This is a genomic window from Massilia sp. BGA-UO-ETr-WB1, assembly GCF_059567845.1.
In genome coordinates, this window is sequence record NZ_JCAQOT010000025.1 from 907,701 (window position 1) to 926,352 (window position 18,652).

Annotated in this window: 13 protein-coding genes; 9 read left to right on the plus strand and 4 right to left on the minus strand. The window is 65.4% G+C overall.

Annotation, left to right across the window (positions count from 1 at the left end):
- Positions 1–49: 49 nt before the first annotated feature.
- Complete coding sequence (locus tag AC56DV_RS22350; protein ID WP_056404476.1) at positions 50–517, minus strand: Lrp/AsnC family transcriptional regulator; 468 nt, start codon at positions 515–517, stop codon at positions 50–52.
- A 134-nt stretch (positions 518–651) separates the two neighbouring features.
- On the opposite strand from AC56DV_RS22350, the gene AC56DV_RS22355 reads away from it, so the two are divergent.
- Positions 652–4,182 (plus strand): indolepyruvate ferredoxin oxidoreductase family protein, encoded by a 3,531-nt coding sequence (locus tag AC56DV_RS22355; RefSeq protein WP_496316441.1) that lies wholly within the window; start codon positions 652–654, stop codon positions 4,180–4,182.
- Positions 4,183–4,613: 431 nt separating this feature from the next.
- Here AC56DV_RS22355 and AC56DV_RS22360 read toward each other — a convergent pair whose 3' ends face one another.
- Both AC56DV_RS22360 and AC56DV_RS22365 read right to left on the minus strand, forming a co-directional pair.
- Positions 4,614–7,550, minus strand: a complete 2,937-nt coding sequence (locus AC56DV_RS22360) for a glycosyl hydrolase 115 family protein (protein ID WP_496316408.1) — start codon at positions 7,548–7,550, stop codon at positions 4,614–4,616.
- Positions 7,551–7,705: 155 nt separating this feature from the next.
- The gene (locus AC56DV_RS22365) at positions 7,706–8,770 is read right to left on the minus strand and encodes a substrate-binding domain-containing protein (protein WP_496316409.1); all 1,065 of its coding nucleotides are present in this window, start codon (positions 8,768–8,770) and stop codon (positions 7,706–7,708) included.
- 136 nt (positions 8,771–8,906) lie between these two features.
- Between AC56DV_RS22365 and AC56DV_RS22370 the strand changes: the two genes are divergently transcribed.
- Genes AC56DV_RS22370 through AC56DV_RS22385 form a run of 4 tightly spaced genes read left to right on the plus strand, consistent with a single transcriptional unit; the run spans position 8,907 to position 14,065 of the window.
- Positions 8,907–9,374, plus strand: coding sequence for a formate dehydrogenase subunit gamma (locus tag AC56DV_RS22370; RefSeq protein WP_496316410.1), 468 nt, complete (start codon positions 8,907–8,909; stop codon positions 9,372–9,374).
- Positions 9,371–10,930 (plus strand): formate dehydrogenase beta subunit, encoded by a 1,560-nt coding sequence (locus AC56DV_RS22375; protein WP_496316411.1) that lies wholly within the window; start codon positions 9,371–9,373, stop codon positions 10,928–10,930. The genes AC56DV_RS22370 and AC56DV_RS22375 overlap by 4 nt, the downstream gene beginning before the upstream one ends.
- A 9-nt stretch (positions 10,931–10,939) precedes the next feature.
- The gene (gene fdhF, locus AC56DV_RS22380) at positions 10,940–13,792 is read left to right on the plus strand and encodes a formate dehydrogenase subunit alpha (RefSeq protein WP_496316412.1); all 2,853 of its coding nucleotides are present in this window, start codon (positions 10,940–10,942) and stop codon (positions 13,790–13,792) included.
- A gap of 12 nt (positions 13,793–13,804) precedes the next feature.
- Positions 13,805–14,065 (plus strand): formate dehydrogenase subunit delta, encoded by a 261-nt coding sequence (locus AC56DV_RS22385; RefSeq protein WP_496316413.1) that lies wholly within the window; start codon positions 13,805–13,807, stop codon positions 14,063–14,065.
- 32 nt (positions 14,066–14,097) lie between these two features.
- Here the strand turns inward: AC56DV_RS22385 and AC56DV_RS22390 are convergent, their stop codons facing one another.
- Complete coding sequence (locus AC56DV_RS22390) at positions 14,098–15,078, minus strand: NAD(P)H-quinone oxidoreductase (RefSeq protein WP_496316414.1); 981 nt, start codon at positions 15,076–15,078, stop codon at positions 14,098–14,100.
- A gap of 215 nt (positions 15,079–15,293) precedes the next feature.
- Here AC56DV_RS22390 and frc point away from each other — a divergent pair, with 215 nt between their 5' ends.
- From frc to AC56DV_RS22410, 4 genes are all read left to right on the plus strand, one after another.
- On the plus strand, positions 15,294–16,541 hold the full coding sequence (gene frc / locus AC56DV_RS22395; RefSeq protein WP_496316415.1) for a formyl-CoA transferase: 1,248 nt from the start codon (positions 15,294–15,296) through the stop codon (positions 16,539–16,541).
- A gap of 25 nt (positions 16,542–16,566) precedes the next feature.
- Positions 16,567–17,226 carry a TIM barrel protein gene (locus tag AC56DV_RS22400; RefSeq protein WP_496316416.1) on the plus strand — a complete coding sequence of 220 codons (660 nt, stop codon included), beginning with the start codon at positions 16,567–16,569 and terminating at the stop codon, positions 17,224–17,226.
- A 20-nt stretch (positions 17,227–17,246) separates the two neighbouring features.
- Complete coding sequence (locus AC56DV_RS22405) at positions 17,247–18,182, plus strand: histone deacetylase family protein (protein ID WP_496316417.1); 936 nt, start codon at positions 17,247–17,249, stop codon at positions 18,180–18,182.
- A gap of 111 nt (positions 18,183–18,293) precedes the next feature.
- Positions 18,294–18,545 (plus strand): hypothetical protein, encoded by a 252-nt coding sequence (locus AC56DV_RS22410; RefSeq protein ID WP_496316418.1) that lies wholly within the window; start codon positions 18,294–18,296, stop codon positions 18,543–18,545.
- Positions 18,546–18,652: the final 107 nt, after the last annotated feature.

Below are 18,652 nucleotides of genomic sequence, written 5' to 3' on the forward strand. Positions count from 1 at the left end.
AAGCAATTTCCATACATCGGGACAAAATGTCCTAGTCGAAAAGTGCTGACTACAGCGGCAGGGCGGTCTCGTACTTCACTTCGCGCAGCGCCACGCTGGTGTTGACCTGCGAAACGCCGTTCAGCTTCACCAGCACGTTGTGCAGGAAGTCATGGTAGCCGTCCATGTCCGCCACCACGATCTTCACCAGGTAGTCCGCATTGCCGGTGGTCTCGTAGCACTCCACCACCTCCGGCCGCAGGCGCATCGCTTCCTCGAAATTCTTCACCGCGCCTTCCTCGTGCCGCGCCAGCGTGATGTTGGCCATGCACACCACCGACAGCCCCAGCTTGCGCCGGTCCACCAGCGCCGTGTAGCGGATGATGTAGCCGTTGTCCTCCAGCTCCTTCTGGCGGCGCCAGCACGGGCTGGCCGACATGCCGATCTTCTCGGCCAGTTCGTTGGACGAGATGCGGGCGTTCTTTTGTAGTTCAGATAAGATCTTGAGCGAGGCCGCGTCCAGGGAATCGTTTTTCATTTTTCAGCGGTTTTGAGAAAGAAAAAACCTATTCTAATGCTTCCGGGCGTGAGAATAGGAGTAATATTTCGGTCTGTGCGCCATATCATTTCTCGCACTATAAGTCCTTAATGCGAGACAGAACAATGAATTCAATGACCTTGCCGGCCTCCATCCAGCCCGCGCTTGCGGACCCCGACTACGCTCTTTCCGACAACCTGACCCGCACCCAGGGCCGCGTGTTCCTGACCGGCACCCAAGCGCTGGTGCGCCTGCTGTGCATGCAGAAGATCTGCGACGACGCGCAAGGCCTGAGCACGGGCGGCTTCGTCAGCGGCTACCGCGGCTCGCCGCTGGGCGCGGTGGACCAGGAGCTGTGGCGCGCGTCCAAGCTGCTGGCAAAGCACAACGTTGAATTCCTGCCCGCGATTAACGAGGAACTAGGGGCCACGGCGGTACTGGGCTCGCAGCAGGTGGAAGCCGACCCCACCCGCAAGGTCGATGGCGTGTTCGCCATGTGGTACGGCAAAGGCCCGGGCGTGGACCGCGCGGGCGACGCGCTCAAACACGGCCACGTGTACGGCTCCTCGCCGCGCGGCGGCGTGCTGGTGATCCTGGGCGACGACCACGGCTGCGTGTCCTCTTCGATGCCGCACCAGAGCGAGCAGGCACTGATCGCGTGGGGCATGCCGGTGATTAACCCGGCCAACATCCAGGAGTACCTGGAGTTCGGCCTGTACGGCTGGGCGCTGTCGCGCTATTCGGGCGCCTGGTCCGGCTTCAAAGCCATTTCCGAAACCGTGGAAGGCGGCGCCGTGGTGGAGCTGCCGCCGTTGCCGCAGTACGTTACGCCCACCGACTACACCGCGCCGCCGGACGGCCTGCACAACCGCTGGCCGGACTTGCCGGGCCTGGCGCTGGAAGTGCGCATGGCGGAGAAGCTGGAAGCGGTGCAGGCCTTCGCCCGCGCCAATTCCATCGACCGCATGGTGGTGCCCGCGCCGGGCGCCAGCATCGGCATCATCAGCGCCGGCAAGGCCTATCTCGATTTGCTGGAAGCGCTGGAGCGCCTTGGGCTGCCTTTGAGCCGCCTGGAAGAAATGGGCGTGCGTCTGTACAAGCCGGGCCTGACCTATCCGCTGGAGCGCACCCGCCTGGCGGCGTTCGCGGAGGGCCTGCAGGAAATCCTGGTGGTGGAAGAGAAGGGCGCGGTGATCGAGCAGCAGGTGAAGAACCTGTTCTACAACCTGCCGCAGTCCGAGCGTCCCGCCGTCATCGGCAAGACCGACCAACACGGCCACGCGCTGCTGTCCGCGCTGGGCGAGCTGCGGCCGTCGCGCATTGCGCCGGCGCTGGTGCAATGGCTGGCGCCGCGCTATCCGGCGCTGGACCTGCAGCGCATGCTGCCGGACTTCTGCGCCGCCGAGCTGCTATCCAACAGTGCGGACAGCATCAAGCGCACGCCGTACTTCTGCTCCGGCTGCCCGCACAACACCTCCACCCGCGTGCCGGAAGGCAGCCGCGCCATGGCCGGCATCGGCTGCCACTTCATGGCCACGTGGATGAAGCGCGACACCAACTACCTGGCGCAGATGGGCGGCGAGGGCATCAGCTGGGTGGGTTCCTCGCGCTTCGTGGGCGAGAAGCACGTGTTCCAGAACCTGGGCGACGGCACCTACTACCATTCGGGTTCGCTGGCGATCCGCCAGGCGATTGCCGCGCGCACCAACATCACCTACAAGATCCTGTACAACGACGCGGTGGCCATGACCGGCGGCCAGCCGGTGGACGGCACGCTGTCCGTGCCGCAGATCGTGCAGCAGGTGGTGAGCGAGGGCGCGAAGAAGGTGGTGGTGGTGACCGACCAGCCGGAGAACTACCACGGCGTAGCGCTGCCTGCGGGCGTGACGGTGCACCACCGCAGCGAGCTGGATGCCATGCAACGCATGCTGCGCGAGATCGCGGGCGTGACGGTGCTGGTGTACGACCAGACCTGCGCGGCCGAGAAGCGCCGCCGCCGCAAGAAGAACAAGCCGGAAAAAATCGTATTCCCCGACCCCGCACGCCGCATGGTGATCAACCCGGCGGTGTGCGAAGGCTGCGGCGACTGCGGCGTGCAGTCCAACTGCCTGTCCATCCTGCCGCTGGAAACGGAACTGGGCCGCAAGCGCCAGATCGAGCAGTCATCCTGCAACAAGGACTACTCCTGCGTGGAAGGCTTCTGCCCGAGCTTCGTATCGGTACTGGGCGGCACGCTGCGCAAGCCGGCCAGCGTGGCGCTCACACTGGCGGACCTGGAACAGGCGCTGGGCCGCTACCCCGCGCCCGCGCCGCACGCGCTGGACAAGCCGTTCGAGATTCTGGTGGCGGGTGTGGGCGGCACCGGCATCGTGACGGTTGGCGCGCTGATCACCATGGCCGCGCACCTGGAAGGCAAGGGCGCCTCCACGCTGGACTTCATGGGCTTTGCGCAGAAGGGCGGCGCGGTGCTGTCGCACGTGCGCGTTGCCGCGTCGCCGTCGGCCTTGAACCAGGTGCGCATCGACCTGCAACAGGCGGACGCGGTGTTCGCCTGCGACCTGGTGGTGGCGGCCATGCCGGACAGCCTGTCCGTGATGCGGCGCGGCCACACGCAAGTGGTGGCCAACGAGCGCGAGATCCCGACGGCGGAATTTACCCGCGACCGCGATGCATCCATCAACAAGGAAGGCCTGCTGGAAAAGCTGGCGTCGGCGGCGGGTGCCGACCGTGTGCTGCAGCTGGACGCGCAGGAAATCGCCGCGCGATTCCTCGGCGATCCGATCGGCGGCAACATCCTGCTGATGGGCTACGCGTGGCAAAAAGGGCTGGTGCCCGCCGGCCTGGAAGCGCTGATGCGCGCCATTGAGCTGAACGGCGTCGCCATCGACATGAACAAGCGCGCCTTCATGCTGGGCCGCCTGGCCGCAGCCGACAGCGACGCGCTGGCGCGCCTGGCGCAGCCGCAGCAGAAGGTGATCCAGTTCGCCGCGCCCAAGTCGCTGCCCGAGCTGGTGGCCTTCCGCGTGGACTGGCTGACCAAGTACCAGAACGCCGCCTATGCGCGCGTGTACGCCGACGCCGTGGCGGCAGTCGAGCACCGCGAAATCGCCCTGGAAGGTGCGGACTCGAAGCGCGCGCTGAGCAAAGCCGTGGCGCGCAACCTGTTCAAGCTGATGGCCTACAAGGACGAATACGAAGTAGCGCGCCTGCACGCCGACCCCGCTTTCCGCGAGCAGATCGCCGCGCAATTCGAAGGCGACTACAAGCTCGGCTTCCACCTCGCGCCGCCGCTCCTGGCGCGCAAGAAGCCGGGTTCGGACGTGCCGGTCAAGATGGCATTCGGCGGCTGGATGATGAAGGGCTTCGGCGGCCTAGCGCGCCTGAAAGGCCTGCGCGGCACGCCGCTGGACGTATTCGGCTACACGCACGAACGCCGCCGCGAGCGCGCCCTGCGCGACCGCTACCTGGCCTTCGCTCGCGACCTGTCGGCTAGCCTCAAGCCGCACAACAAGGCCGCCGCGCTGAAGCTGGCGCAACTGCCGGAACAAGTGCGAGGCTACGGCCACGTCAAACTGGCCTCGATGGACCAGATGGACGCGGCCTGGCAAGCGCGCATGACGGAGTTCCGAACCCCGGCCACCTTCGAGCTGAAGCGGCAAGCCTGAACCGCACCAGAAGCGGGGTCAGTTCCAGAAGCGGGGTCAGTTCCGGCATCACGCCAGAGAAGCGGGGTCAGTTCCGGCATCACGCCATGAGCTGATCCTTACTCCACTTGAGCTCGTGTCGCAATGCCGGACCTGACCCCGTCCCGCGCGTCCCGCTTGAGCTCGTGTCGCAATGCCGGACATGACCCCGTCCCCGTGATGAGCTGATCCTGAAGCGGGGTCAGTTCCGGCATCACGCCATGAGCTGATCCTTACTCCACTTGAGCTCGTGTCGCAATGCCGGACCTGACCCCGTCCCTTGACCCCGTCCCTGTGACCCCGTCCCGCGCGTCAAACTGGCCGCGATGGACCAGATGGACGCAGCCTGGCAGCAGCTTCAGCCGGTATTTTGGCACCGCAATCCGTGGAGCTGAAGCGGCGAGCCTGATTGGTCAACGGGCCGTGCCGCGCGCCGGGAAGTAGGGGCTTTCCGGCGGTCCCAGATAGCTTGGCTTGAGGCCGCCCGTGTTGACCACCAGCCGCTGCAGCACGACCCCCGGGTCCAAGGCCCAGAACTTCAACGTGTGTTTGCCAGCGGACCTTACCGTGTGCGTGCTGGAGAACCTGGCCACACCGTCGGACACGATCTTACGCCAGTGTTCTTCCGATTCATCCGCGTGGATATTGATCACCTGAGGCGCTTCATCGTCGAAGGAAATCCCGTAGCGGAAGCCGCCTCCCGGGGAGAATTTCAGCGTCGGGGCCAATACCGCTTCAACCTGGAGCTTGCCGGGGTTAAAGATATTCACGGTATATTGCAGCTGCATGCCGTCGCGCAGATCGAGTGCCCCCGCATGCGCGGGCGACACGGTCATGCCGGACAAGGTATGGCCATAGTCCGGAATCTTCAGCCAGCGCCGGCCAGACGCGCCCGCCGCCGCGGTGTAATGCTCCGCTTCGATGGCGATCACGCCGCGCGCTTCCACATGCCCGGTGGCCTGTTCCGGCCGCAGCGCGGCAGGGTTGTGGACGGGGACGGCCACCTTCACGCTGGCCTTGTCCGGCCCTGTCACCGTTAATTCCGCGCGGCTGTCGCCCAGCGGCACCTTGTCCCACTGAACGTCGACTTCCACCAGCTGCGTTTTCTCGACGGTTCCACCGCTCGTGCTCAGGCGTACCCATGGCTGGTTGGCGGAAATGCTGAACGAGAATGGCGCGCTTGAACGGTTGAACAGTTCGATGCGTCCTGCCTGCTTCTGGAACACGTCCAGCTGTGGCAGCACCAGCGGTTTGATCGGGAATACCGGCCATGATACGGCATTGCCTTCGACGGCTATCCCCATCTGGTCGCTGGGGTGGATGCCGTTGGGGGCAGCCAGCTCGCCATTGACGGGAACGCGCAATTCGCTTACTGCCGGCATCACGTCGCGGTAGGGCTGGTCCCAGTTGGTATAGCCGAAACGGGTTTGCGACATCATATGCTTCCACTTCCCGCCGCTGATGTCCTGCTGGTACTTGCGCGCCAGTTCCGCGTCGTTGGCAAACAGCGCGCGCACCCTGGCGGCCATGTCGTTGGCGGTAATCCTGCCTTGGTTCGCATAAAGGCGGTTCATGCCGGCGCTGACATACATGTCCAGCGCGTTGGCCGAAGCGCGCACCGGGTACTCCACCAGCTGGAAGAACGCGTCGCGTTGCTGTGCCGGCAGGGCTGCGGCGAGGCGCCGCGAACGCTCAGCCAGGCCGTTGTAGGCGCTCACCACGCGTTCCGCCTCCCGATAGTTCACCAGGCTGTAGGTCGCCGGATCGAGCTGCTCCGGGCGGCGCCGCGCGTTGAAGCGCGTGTACTGGTTGACGATATCGGCAATCTCGCCCGCGTGAACAGCGCCGAACTCGCGCGCGGCCCACTGGTTCAGGTAGTCGCCCAGGCGCTCGGCCGGCCAGGCCTTCGGGTCCCAGGCATAGGTGAGGAAGAATTCGGTCGGTATTTCCATCGGCTTCAGGTCGCCGACATTCACCACCCACATGCGGTCCGCTCCGAACTCGCTGGCCAGGTTCATCTGTTCCCACACCTTGGAGATCTGGGTCACGTTAAGCCACTTGTAGGAGCGAGGTACGCCCACATAGTCGAAATGGTAGTAGATGCCGGCGCCGCCGCTGCGCTTGCGCTCTTCCGCCGTCGGCAGGCGCCGGATGTTGCCCCAGTTGTCGTCGGACATCAGCAGTAGCACGTCGTCGGGCACGCGCATGCCTTTGTCGTAATATTCCTGCACTTCCTTGTACAGCGCCCACAGCTGCGGCACCTTGGCCGGATCCTTGTTCCATTCGGCTGCAATCAGCTTGCGCTGGTCGTTCACGATGCCTTGCAGCAGCGATACGTTGGCCTGCTCGGACATGGGCTCATCGCCATCGCCCCGCATCGCCATCGTGATCACCTGCTCGTAGTCATGGCTGTTGCGCAGACCCTCGGCCCAGAACTTGCGCAACGCATCGCCGTTCTTCTCGTAGTCCCACGGTCCTTTGCCGTAACGGTGCCATTCCTGCTGCGAGCGCATCATCGGCTCGTGATGCGAGGTGCCCATGACGATGCCCATCTCGTTGGCCAGCCGGGCGTTTTCCTTGTCGTCGTCGTTGAACGCCGAGTACCACATGGCCGGCCACAGGTAATTGGCGCGCATCCGCAGCATCAGTTCGAACAGCTTTTCATAGAACCGGTGGTTGAAGCCGCCGAATTTATCCTTGGCCCAGTTGGTCAGCGCCGGGGCCTCGTCGTTCAGGAAGATGCCGCGGTACTTCACGGCCGGCCGGTCGCTCACCAGCGTGCCGAATGGGACGACAGCGTGGTCCTTGCGGGGCACCGGCACGTCCGCCCACCAGTACCAAGGCGACACGCCCAGTTGCTCGGCCAGCGTGTAGATGCCAAAGATGGTGCCGCGTTTGTCGCTGCCGGCGATCACGAGGGCGCGCGCCACGCCTGGCATTGGCGCTTTCACAGCCTGCACCACGTAGCCTTCCCATTGGTCCTTGATTGCGCTGGTATTGAGCTTCTTCTGTGCGATCAGTTGATCGATCAGGCGGCTGTGGCCTATGGTGCCGATCAGGATCACGTCCTCACCGCTAACCGCGCCGGGCGTGTTTTGCAGGCTCAAGGCAGGGCGCTGGCTGCCCACCTTTTCGATGTCGCTTTGCAGATCGCGCGCCGCACGCAGCACGCCGGGGTAGTCGTCGCCATCCAGATGGATAGACGCCGTCTTTCCGCGCGAGATCAGTTCGACACCTGCGGCGGTGCCGGAATCCACGAACGGCTTCTGACCGATCGCCATCGCATTCGGCGACGCGGACAGGCAGGCGGCGATTGCAAAGCTTGAAACGAAGGAGCACAGCAATTTCATCGGCGGACCTTTTGTCGTTAGAAATATTTGTATCATCTTATAACATAAAATAGATAGCGCAATCATTTTTCGGCCAGGTGCAGCCGTTTCTCCGGCGGGGTCAGGTCCGGCAGCGCGGCACTAGCTCAATTCATCGCAGCTTGCTTGAAACGGGATCAGAACAGCGACTGCAGCGACAGGCGCTGGCCGCTCAGGGCGCCGTCGTAGCCGGGCAGGGCGGCCAGCGTGGTTTTGAACTCGTCGCTCTCCATCACCGCCAGCGCGGCGGCCACCAGCGGGGCGGCGGGCGCTTCGCGGGCGCAGGCGAAGAAGTAGCGCTCGCGCACCACCGGCACGAAATCCAGGTCGAAGCGGCGGGCGGCGGTTTCCACGCCGAAGCTGGCGTCGGCCATGTTGCTGGCGACGTAGGCGGCTACCGCCGCGTGCGTGAATTCGGCGCTCTCGAAGCCGTTGATGCGGTCCGGCGCGATGCCGTGGCCGTCCAGCAGCAGTTCCAGCAATAGCCGCGTGCCCGAGCCGCGCTGCCGGTTCACGAAGCGCACGTCCGGCCGCGCCAGGTCGTCCAGCGTGCGGATGTCTTTCGGGTTGCCCTTGGCGGTGAAGATGCCCTGCATGCGGTAGGCCAGGTGGATCAGCATCTGGCGGCCGGGATCAAGCAGCGGCCGGTACTTAGCCGCCGCCGCGCCTTCGAATTCGCCCACCGGCAGGTGGAAGCCTGCCAGATCGCACTCGCCGCGCGCCAGGGCGGCCACCGCTTCGGTGCTGCTGCGGTATTGCAGGTCCACCAGCACGCCTTGCTGTTCCAGCCGGCTCACCAGCGCCGCCACTGCGAAGCCGTGCGAGGCGGTCAGGCGCAAGGCGGGCGGGCGCTCGTCGAGCAGGCTGGCCAGCTCCTGCTGCAGCTCGGAGGCCAGGCTGTCCAGCATGGGGCTGAGGCGGGCGGCGATGCGCTTGTCGGCCCAGATCAATTTGTCTGCCAGCGGCGACAGCACCGTGCCCGAGCCGCGTGATTTGTGCACCAGTTCGGCTCCGAATTGCTGGTTGAACTCGTTCAGAAGTCCCCACGCGTGGCGGTAGGAGATGCCGCAGGCCTTGGCCGCCTGGCTGATGCTGCCGGAACTGCGCACCGCCGCAAGCAGGTCCAGCAGCACCGGCAGCGGCACCGCCTGGCCGTTCGGGTGGCGCAGTACCCAGTCCGGGCGGATCTCAACTTTGAACATATGCAAAATCCTTCATATTGCGTTGGTGTTTTTACAGTGCTAGCCTAGGTTCATGTTTGGATATTAACCGGAATATATGTTTTAAGGAACATAACTTGCCCGGTCCAAAGCAGATGATAAAGACAACGGAGGCATTATGCAGCAGCGTATTTCCCAGGCAAGCGCCATCCTTGCCGCCAGCAGCGGCGCGCAGGACCAGTTATTGCCGGTCCTGCACGCGATCCAGGATGCAATCGGTTATATCTCGCCCGAGCAGGTGGAAGAAATCGCCTCCACCTTCAACCTGTCGCGCGCCGAAGTGCATGGCGTGATCACCTTCTACCATTACTTCCGCACGCAGCCGCCGGCGCGCCAGGTGGTGCAGATCTGCCGCGCCGAGGCGTGCCAGAGCATGGGCGGCGACGCGCTGCTGGCGCATGCCGAGCAGGCGCTGGGCTGCAAGCTGCATGCGCACAGCACGGACGGCGAGTTCGCGCTGGAGCCGGTGTACTGCCTGGGACAGTGCGCCACCGCGCCGTCCATGATGATCAACGAAGCGCTGCATGCGCGCGTCACGCCGGCCCGTTTCGACGCGCTGCTGGCCAAAGTGAAGGAAGCAGCATGAGCATCCGCATCTACATCCCTTGCGATTCCACCGCGCTGGCGCTGGGCGCCGACGACGTGGCGGCCGCCATTGCCGCCGAAGCGGCGCGGCGCGGCGTGGACCTGAACATCGTCCGCAACGGCACGCGCGGCCTGCTGTGGCTGGAGCCGCTGGTGGAAGTGGCCACGGCGGACGGCCGCATCGGCTTCGGCCCGGTGGACGCGGCCGACGTGGGCGCGCTGTTCGACGCGGGCTTCCATCTCGGCCAGGGCGTGCATCCGCTGGCGCTCGGCCTGGTCGAGCAGATCCCCTACCTGGCCAAGCAAAGCCGGCTGACCTTCGCGCGCGCCGGCGTTACCGATCCGCTGTCGCTGGCCGACTACGAAGCGCATGACGGCTACAAGGGCCTGCGCAATGCGCTGGCGATGGAGCCGGCCGCCATCGTCTCCGCCGTGACGGCTTCCGGCCTGCGCGGCCGTGGCGGTGCCGCTTTCCCCACCGGGATCAAGTGGAACACGGTGCTGAAGGCGGCCGGTCCGCAGAAATACATCGTCTGCAACGCCGACGAGGGCGACTCCGGCACCTTCGCCGACCGCATCGTGATGGAGGGCGATCCCTTCATGCTCATCGAGGGCATGACCATCGCCGGGCTGGCCGTGGGCGCGAACAAGGGCTACATCTACGTGCGCAGCGAATACCCGCACGCCATCGCCAATCTGAACCACGCCATTGCCAGCGCGGTGCAGGCGGGCTACCTGGGCTCCAACATCCTGGGCTCGGGCCGCGCGTTCGAGCTGGAAGTGCGCAAGGGCGCCGGCGCCTACATCTGCGGCGAAGAAACCGCACTGCTGGAAAGCATCGAGGGCAAGCGCGGCGTGGTGCGCGCCAAGCCGCCGCTGCCTGCCCTGTCCGGCCTGTTCGGCCTGCCCACCGTCATCAACAACGTGCTGTCGCTGGCGGCCGTGCCGCTGATCCTGGACAAGGGCGCGGCCTACTACCAGAACTACGGCATGGGCCGTTCGCGCGGCACCTTGCCGGTGCAACTGGCCGGGAACATCAAGCACGGCGGCCTGATTGAACTGGCCTTCGGCGTCACGCTGCGCGACATCCTGTTTGAATACGGCGGCGGCAGCGCGTCCGGCCGGCAGATCAAGGCGGTGCAGGTGGGCGGTCCGCTGGGCGCCTACCTGCCCGAGTCGCAGTGGGACACGCCGCTGGACTACGAAGCCTTTGCTTCGCTGTGGGCGGTGCTGGGCCACGGCGGCATCGTGGTGCATGACGACAGCGCCGACATGGCCAAGCTGGCGCGCTACGCGATGGAATTCTGCGCCGTGGAATCGTGCGGCAAGTGCACGCCGTGCCGCATCGGCTCCACCCGTGGCGTGGAAGTCATCGACAAGATCCGCGAAGGCAGCGAGCGGCCCAAGCAAGTGATCCTGCTGCGCGAGCTGTGCGACACCATGCTGCATGGCTCGCTGTGCGCGATGGGCGGCATGACGCCGTACCCCGTGCTGTCGGCCCTGAACCACTTCCCGCAAGATTTCGGCCAGGTCTCCGCAGACCAGCGCGCCGCCTAGGAGATATAGATGATCGAGACCATTATCAGCCGCGACTTCGGCACCCCGCCCAGCCTGGCCACCGACTTCGTTACGCTGACCATCGACGGCCAGCGCGTAACGGTAGCCGCCGGCACCTCGGTGATGCGCGCCGCCGCCGAAAGCGGCACCAACATCCCCAAGCTGTGCGCCACCGACAGCCTGGAGCCGTTCGGCTCCTGCCGCTTGTGCCTGGTGGAGATCGAGGGCCGGCGCGGCTATCCCGCCTCCTGCACCACGCCGGTGGAGGAGGGCATGGTGGTGCGCACCCAGACCGCCAAGCTGCAGGAACTGCGCAAGGGCGTGATGGAGCTATACATTTCCGACCACCCGCTGGACTGCCTGACCTGCCCGGCCAACGGCAACTGCGAGCTGCAGGACATGGCCGGCGTGACCGGCCTGCGCGAGGTGCGCTACGGCTATGAAGGCGCCAACCACCTGAAATTGAAGAAGGACGAATCCAATCCCTACTTCACGTTCGACTCGTCCAAGTGCATCGTCTGCAACCGCTGCGTGCGCGCCTGCGAGGAAACCCAGGGCACCTTTGCTCTCACCATTTCCGGACGCGGCTTCGAGTCGCGCGTGTCGGCCGGGCAGAACGAGAGCTTCATGGAATCGGAGTGCGTGTCCTGCGGCGCATGCGTGGAAGCATGCCCCACCGCCACCCTGCAGGAAAAGACCGTGATCTGGCTGGGCCAGGCCGAGCACAAGGTGACCACCACTTGCGCCTATTGCGGCGTGGGTTGCTCGCTGGACGCGGAGATGAAGGGCAGCGAAGTGGTGCGCATGGTGCCCACCAAGGACGGCAAGGCCAACGAAGGCCACGCGTGCGTGAAGGGCCGCTTCGCGTGGGGCTACGCCACCCATAAGGACCGCATCCTGAAGCCGATGATCCGGTCCAAGATCACCGACCCGTGGAAGGAAGTGTCGTGGGACGAGGCGCTGGACTACGCGGCCTCCGAATTCAAGCGCATCCAGGCCAAGCACGGCCAGGACTCGATCGGCGGCATCGTCTCCTCGCGTTGCACCAATGAGGAAGGCTACCTGGTGCAGAAGCTGGTACGCGCGGCGTTCGGCAACAACAACGTGGACACTTGCGCCCGTGTTTGCCATTCGCCCACCGGCTATGGCCTGAAGCAGACGCTGGGCGAATCGGCCGGCACGCAGACCTTCGCGTCCGTCGCCAAGTCCGACGTCATCATGGTGATCGGCGCCAATCCAACCGACGGCCACCCGGTGTTCGCCTCGCGCATGAAGCGCCGGCTGCGCCAGGGCGCCAAGCTGATCGTCATCGACCCGCGCCGCATCGACCTGGTGAAGTCGCCGCACATCCGCGCGCAGTACCACCTGCAGCTGCGGCCCGGCACCAACGTGGCCATGGTCAGCTCGCTGGCCCACGTGATCGTGACCGAAGGCCTGCTGGCGGAAGACTTCATTGCCGAGCGTTGCGAAGAGCGCGCCTTCAACCAGTGGCGCGAATTCGTGGCGCAGGAATCCAACTCGCCGGAAGCGATGGAAGCGGTGACCGGCGTGCCGGCCGAGCAGGTGCGCGCTGCGGCACGCCTGTTCGCCACCGGCGGCAACGGCGCCATCTTCTACGGCCTGGGCGTGACCGAGCATGCGCAAGGCTCCACCACCGTGATGGGCATCGCCAACCTGGCCATGGCCACCGGTAACGTGGGCCGCGAAGGCGTGGGCGTGAACCCGCTGCGCGGCCAGAACAACGTGCAGGGCTCGTGCGACATCGGCTCCTTCCCGCACGAGCTGCCGGGCTACCGCCACGTGTCCGACACCACCGTGCGCATGCAGTTCGAAGCCGCGTGGGGCGTGGAACTGCAGGCCGAACCCGGCCTGCGCATCCCCAACATGTTCGAAGCGGCGCTGGACGGCAGCTTCAAGGGCCTGTATTGCCAGGGCGAGGACATCGTGCAGTCCGACCCGAACACCCAGCACGTGATCGCCGCCATGGAAGCCATGGAGTGCATCGTGGTGCAGGACATCTTCCTCAACGAAACCGCCAAGTATGCACACGTGCTGCTGCCGGGTTCCTCCTTCCTCGAGAAGGACGGCACCTTCACCAACGCCGAACGCCGCATCTCGCGCGTGCGCAAGGTGATGGCGCCGAAAGCCGGCTACGCCGACTGGGAAGTGACGGTGCAACTGTCCAACCGCCTGGGCTACCCGATGAACTACTCCCACCCGTCGCAGATCATGGACGAAATCGCGCGCCTGACACCGACCTTCAGCGGCGTGAGCTACGCCAAGCTGGACAAGCTGGGCAGCATCCAGTGGCCGTGCAACGATGCCGCGCCGGAAGGCACGCCGACCATGCACGTCGACCGTTTCGTGCGTGGCCAGGGGCGCTTCATCATCACCCAGTACGTGCCGACCGACGAGAAGGTGACGCGCATGTATCCGCTGATCCTGACCACGGGCCGCATCCTGTCGCAATACAACGTGGGCGCGCAGACGCGCCGTACCGAGAACGTGCGCTGGCACGCCGAGGACAGGCTGGAGATCCACCCGCACGACGCGCAGGAGCGCGGCATCAAGGACGACCAGTGGGTGGGCATCCAGAGCCGGGCAGGGGAGACCGTGCTGCGCGCGCTGGTGACGGAGCGCATGCAGCCGGGCGTGGTGTACACCACCTTCCACTTCCCGGAATCGGGAGCGAACGTGATCACCACCGAGAACTCGGACTGGGCCACCAACTGCCCGGAATACAAGGTGACGGCGGTGCAGGTGATGCCGGTGCAGCAGCAGTCCGACTGGCAGATCGAGTTCGCGCGCTTCCACGAAGAACAGATGGCACTCAAGGAAGCCGCGGCGGCGCAGCCGGCGTAAGGAGAAGAGACGATGAACATCCACCACCTGGTCACCATGGCCAACCAGATCGGCTCCTTCTTCGCGTCCTACCCGGACCAGGAGGAGGCCCGCACCGAGATCGCCAACCACCTGCAGCGCTACTGGGCGCCGCCGATGCGGCGCCAGCTGCTGGCACACGTGGCCGAACACGGCGGGGAGGGGCTGGCGCCGCTGGTGCTGGCCTCCATCCAAGCCAACACCGTGCGGCTGACGCCAGCCCCCGCGAGGGGGCCGGCCCAGGCCGAAGCCTAGTCCCGGGACAGGGCGTAGCCGCCCCGGTGCGGCTACGCCACCTGCAACATCACCTTCCCGATATGCGCGCTGGTTTCCATCAGCGCGTGCGCCTCGCCCGCCTGCTCCAACGGATAACTCCGATAAATCACCGGCCGGATCAACCCATCCTCAATCAACGGCCACACCCGCTCGCGCAGCTTGCGAGCGATAGCCGCCTTGAACGCCACCGGCCTTGGCCGCAACGTCGACCCCGTTACGCTCAGCCTGCGCAGCAAAATCTGCCCCAGCGGCACCTCCACCCTGGCCCCGCCCAATAGCGCAATAAACACCAGCCGCCCATCATCCGCCAGGCAATTCAACTCGCGCGGCACATAATCCCCGCCCACCATATCCAGAATCACATCCACGCCCCGGCCACCGGTGGCATCCTTCACCGCCGCCACAAAATCCCCGGTCCGGTAATTAATCGCCAGATCCGCCCCCAGCTCCCTGCAAGCGCGGCACTTCTCATCCGACCCCGCCGTGGTGAACACCCTGTGCCCCAGCGCCTTGGCCAGCTGAATCGCCGTCACCCCAATCCCCGACGTCCCACCCTGCACCAGCAAGGTCTCCGTGGGCGCCAGCGCGGCCCGGTCAAACACATTGCTCCACACCGTAAAAAACGTCTCCGGCAGCGAAGCCGCCTCCAGCATCGACCAGCCGCGCGGAATCGGCAGGCACAACTCAATCTGCGCCGGGCAGTACTGCGCATACCCGCCCCCCTGCACCAATGCGCACACCTGGTCCCCGATATGCCAGCCGCTGTCCCCCACGTGCCCCGCCACGATCTCGCCCGCCACCTCCAGCCCCGGCAAATCCGATGCTCCCTCCGGCACCGGATATTTCCCGATGCGCTGCAACAAATCCGGCCGGTTAATCCCCGCCGCATGGACCTTGATCAGCACCTGCCCCGGCAACAGCGACGGGCGCGGACGCTCGCACAACTGCAGCACTTCCGGCCCGCCGGGCTGGGTAATTTCGATAGCGCGCATGGTTCCCCCTTCTATAAATAGAGGAAACCGATGGTAGGCGCGGACCGCAAAAATCCCCATGACCGCAGTCAATTTTCCCGAATATGGCCATCCTGCGAATCTTGACCGGGGTCAATGCAACTGATCAGGACCGCTGCCTATCATGCAACTATCTCGCGGTGCGAACCGCATGCCATACTATCTATCAAAAAACTATATCTACCTGGAGACAGTCTATGAGCAAAGCATTAGACGGAGTGCGCGTCCTCGATTTCACGCACGTGCAGTCAGGCCCGACCTGTACCCAACTGCTGGCCTGGTTCGGCGCCGACGTGATCAAGGTGGAGCGGGCCGGGGAGGGCGACGCCACCCGTGGCCAGTTGCGCGACATCCCCGGCGTGGACAGCCTGTACTTCACCATGCTGAACCACAATAAGCGCTCCATCACGCTGGACACCAAGAAAACCATGGGCAAACAGGTGCTGGAAACCCTGATCCGCGACTGCGACGTGCTGGTGGAGAATTTCGCCCCCGGCGCGCTGGACCGCATGGGCTTCAGCTGGGAGCGCATCCAGGAGCTGAACCCGCGCATGATCGTCGCGTCTGTTAAAGGCTTCGGCCCCGGCCCCTACCAGCACTGCAAGGTGTACGAAAACGTGGCCCAATGCGCCGGCGGCGCCGCCGCCACCACCGGCTTCGACGACGGTCCGCCAGTGGTTACCGGCGCGCAGATCGGCGACAGTGGCAGCGGCCTGCACCTGGCGCTGGGCATCGTCACCGCGCTGTACCAGCGCAACGCCACCGGCCGTGGCCAGAAGGTCGACACCGCCATGCAGGACGCCGTGCTGAACCTGTGCCGCGTGAAGCTGCGCGACCAGCAGCGCCTGGAGCGCACCGGCACCATGGAAGAATACCCGCAGTTCGCCGAAGGCACCTTCGGCGACTCCGTGCCGCGCGCAGGCAATGCCTCCGGCGGCGGCCAGCCAGGCTGGATCCTCAAATGCAAAGGCTGGGAGACCGACCCCAACGCCTATATCTACTTCATCGCCCAGGCGCCCGTGTGGCCCGCGATTTGCCGCGTGATCGGCCGCGAAGGCTGGATCACCGACCCGGACTACGCCACCCCGCGCGCGCGCCTGCCGCGCCTGATGTCCATCTTCGCCACGGTGGAAGAGTGGACCCGCGAGCACACCAAGTTCGAAGCCATGGACATCCTCAACCAGTTCGACATCCCCTGCGGGCCTATCCTGTCGATGAAGGAAATCGCCGAAGAACCGTCGCTGCGCGCCAGCGGCACCATCGTGGAGGTGGACCACCCGGAGCGCGGCAAGTACCTCACGGTGGGGAACCCGATCAAGCTCTCCGACAGCCCCACCGACATCACCCGCTCGCCGCTGCTCGGCGAGCACACCGACGAGGTGCTGCGCGAACTGGGCTACAACGACCTGCAGATAACCGCGCTGCGTGACGAGCGCGTTATCTGAACCGGCCGGCAGCGGCGCTAACGTCATGCATTACGCCACCCCCGGCACCGGCGCGGGCTCCGGCTCCGCACCCAACGTGGCCGGCGCCAGCCTGGCCACGGCTGCAGCGCCCCGGCCTGCGGCCCACCTGAACCGCCTGTTCGGCGAGCTGCCCTTCCTCGACCGCTTTGAGGCAGCGGCGCAAGCCGGATACGACCGCGTGGAATTCCTGTTCCCATACTCCTATCCCGTGGAGCAGATAGCGCACCGCCTGTGCAGCCACGGCCTGCAGCTGGTGCGCCACTGCCTGCCCGCCGGCGACTGGATCGGCGGCGAGCGCGGCATCGCCTGCCTCCCGGACCGCACCGGCGAATTCCGCTACGGCGTGGAAGAAGCCATCCGCTACGCGCGCCCGCTCGGCGTGCACCAGCTGCGCTGCCTGGCCGGCCTGTTGCCGCCGGACCTGGCGCCCGACCTGGCGCGCCAGACCCTGGTGACCAACCTGCGCTACGCCGCCACAACGCTCAAGCCGCACGGCATTGGCCTGTACATCGCCCCGCACAGCGTGGCGGACGCCGCCTGCATGGCCGCCATGGCCAGCCCCGTCGGCGCGCCCGACGCGGCAAACCATTTCCTCACCGGCAGCGCCCAGGCGCTCGCCATCATCCGCGACACCGGCTCCGACAATCTCTTCCTGCAGGACTAACCGAACAACCAGGATCACTCATGAAACAGCGCACGCGCGTCTACACCCATGTCGATTGCTACGATCACCAGCCCGGAGCGGGGCACCCCGAATCGCCGCAGCGGCTGGCGCTGGTGCTCGAAGCGCTGAAGACGTCCGAGTTCGCCGCGCTGGACTGGAAGGAAGCCCCGCTGGGCACGCGCGCGCAAGCCGAACTGATCCACGACGCCGACTACTACGACGCGATATTGGAAGCCGTCCCCCAGCGCGGCGCCGTGCCGCTGGACGGCGGCGACACCATGCTCTCCGCCGGCTCCTGGCAAGCGCTGATGCGCTGCATCGGCGCCGCCTGCGCCGCTGTGGACGACGTGATGCTGGGCGAAGCCGCCAACGTATTCTGCGCCACCCGCCCGTGCGGCCACCACGCCGAGCCGGACCGCGCCATGGGCTTCTGCATCTTCAACCACGCCGCCATCGCCGCCGCGCATGCCAGCCGCACGTATCAGCTGGAACGGGTGGCGGTGGTGGATTTCGACGTCCATCATGGCAACGGCACGCAGGCCGCGTTCTCGCCGCTGCCAGGGCTGTTCTACGCCTCCTGCCACCAGTCGCCGCTGTATCCCGGCACGGGCCTACGCAGTGAAACCGGTAGCCGCAATAACATCCTCAACGTGCCGCTGCCACCCGGCTGCGACTCGCCCATGTTCCGCGACCGCATCCGCCACGACCTGCTGCCCGCGCTGCGCAACTGGGCGCCGGAGTTGATCGTTATCTCCGCTGGTTTTGACGCCCACCGTGAAGATCCGCTGGCGGGCCTACAGCTCGTGGATGCCGATTTCCACTGGATCACGAGGGAGCTGATGGAAGTGGCTGCGGACACCGCCCAAGGTCGCATTGTTTCCATTCTGGAGGGCGGGTACAGTATGGCCGGGCTGACGGGCGGCGTCGCCGCCCACGTGCGCGCGCTGACGAGCTGAAGTCCCCCTTCTCTCCGCCGGAGTTGTGCAAGTCATCGATACGAGACAGTCGATCGCCGCCCATCTCAAAATGAGATAGCATTGGCTGTTTGCACAACCTAAAGTCAGTGTATGGAGAAGCCACTTCCCAATATGGCGGTCGCCGAGATTGCCGCGCACTGTAAGGCCTTGTCGTCATTGGTGCCTCTGCACATTATTCGGAATCCGACGGAGTACGACCGAGCCGTCACCGCACTGAACGGCTTGCTTGATGCCGGTGCGGCAAACGAGGATCATCCATTGGCTGATCTTGTCCATACGCTTGGGCTGTTGATCGGTGATTACGACGATGAGCACTTTGCTCCTGAGCTAGGGAGGCGCTGATCAATTGAGCTTTTCGGCAGAACTGGACGTGTTCAGCGTTCCAGTTGTGGTCTCGAAAACTCAAAGAAGGGCATAAAAAGCGGCAAATTCGCCCCCGAGTCTGCTTA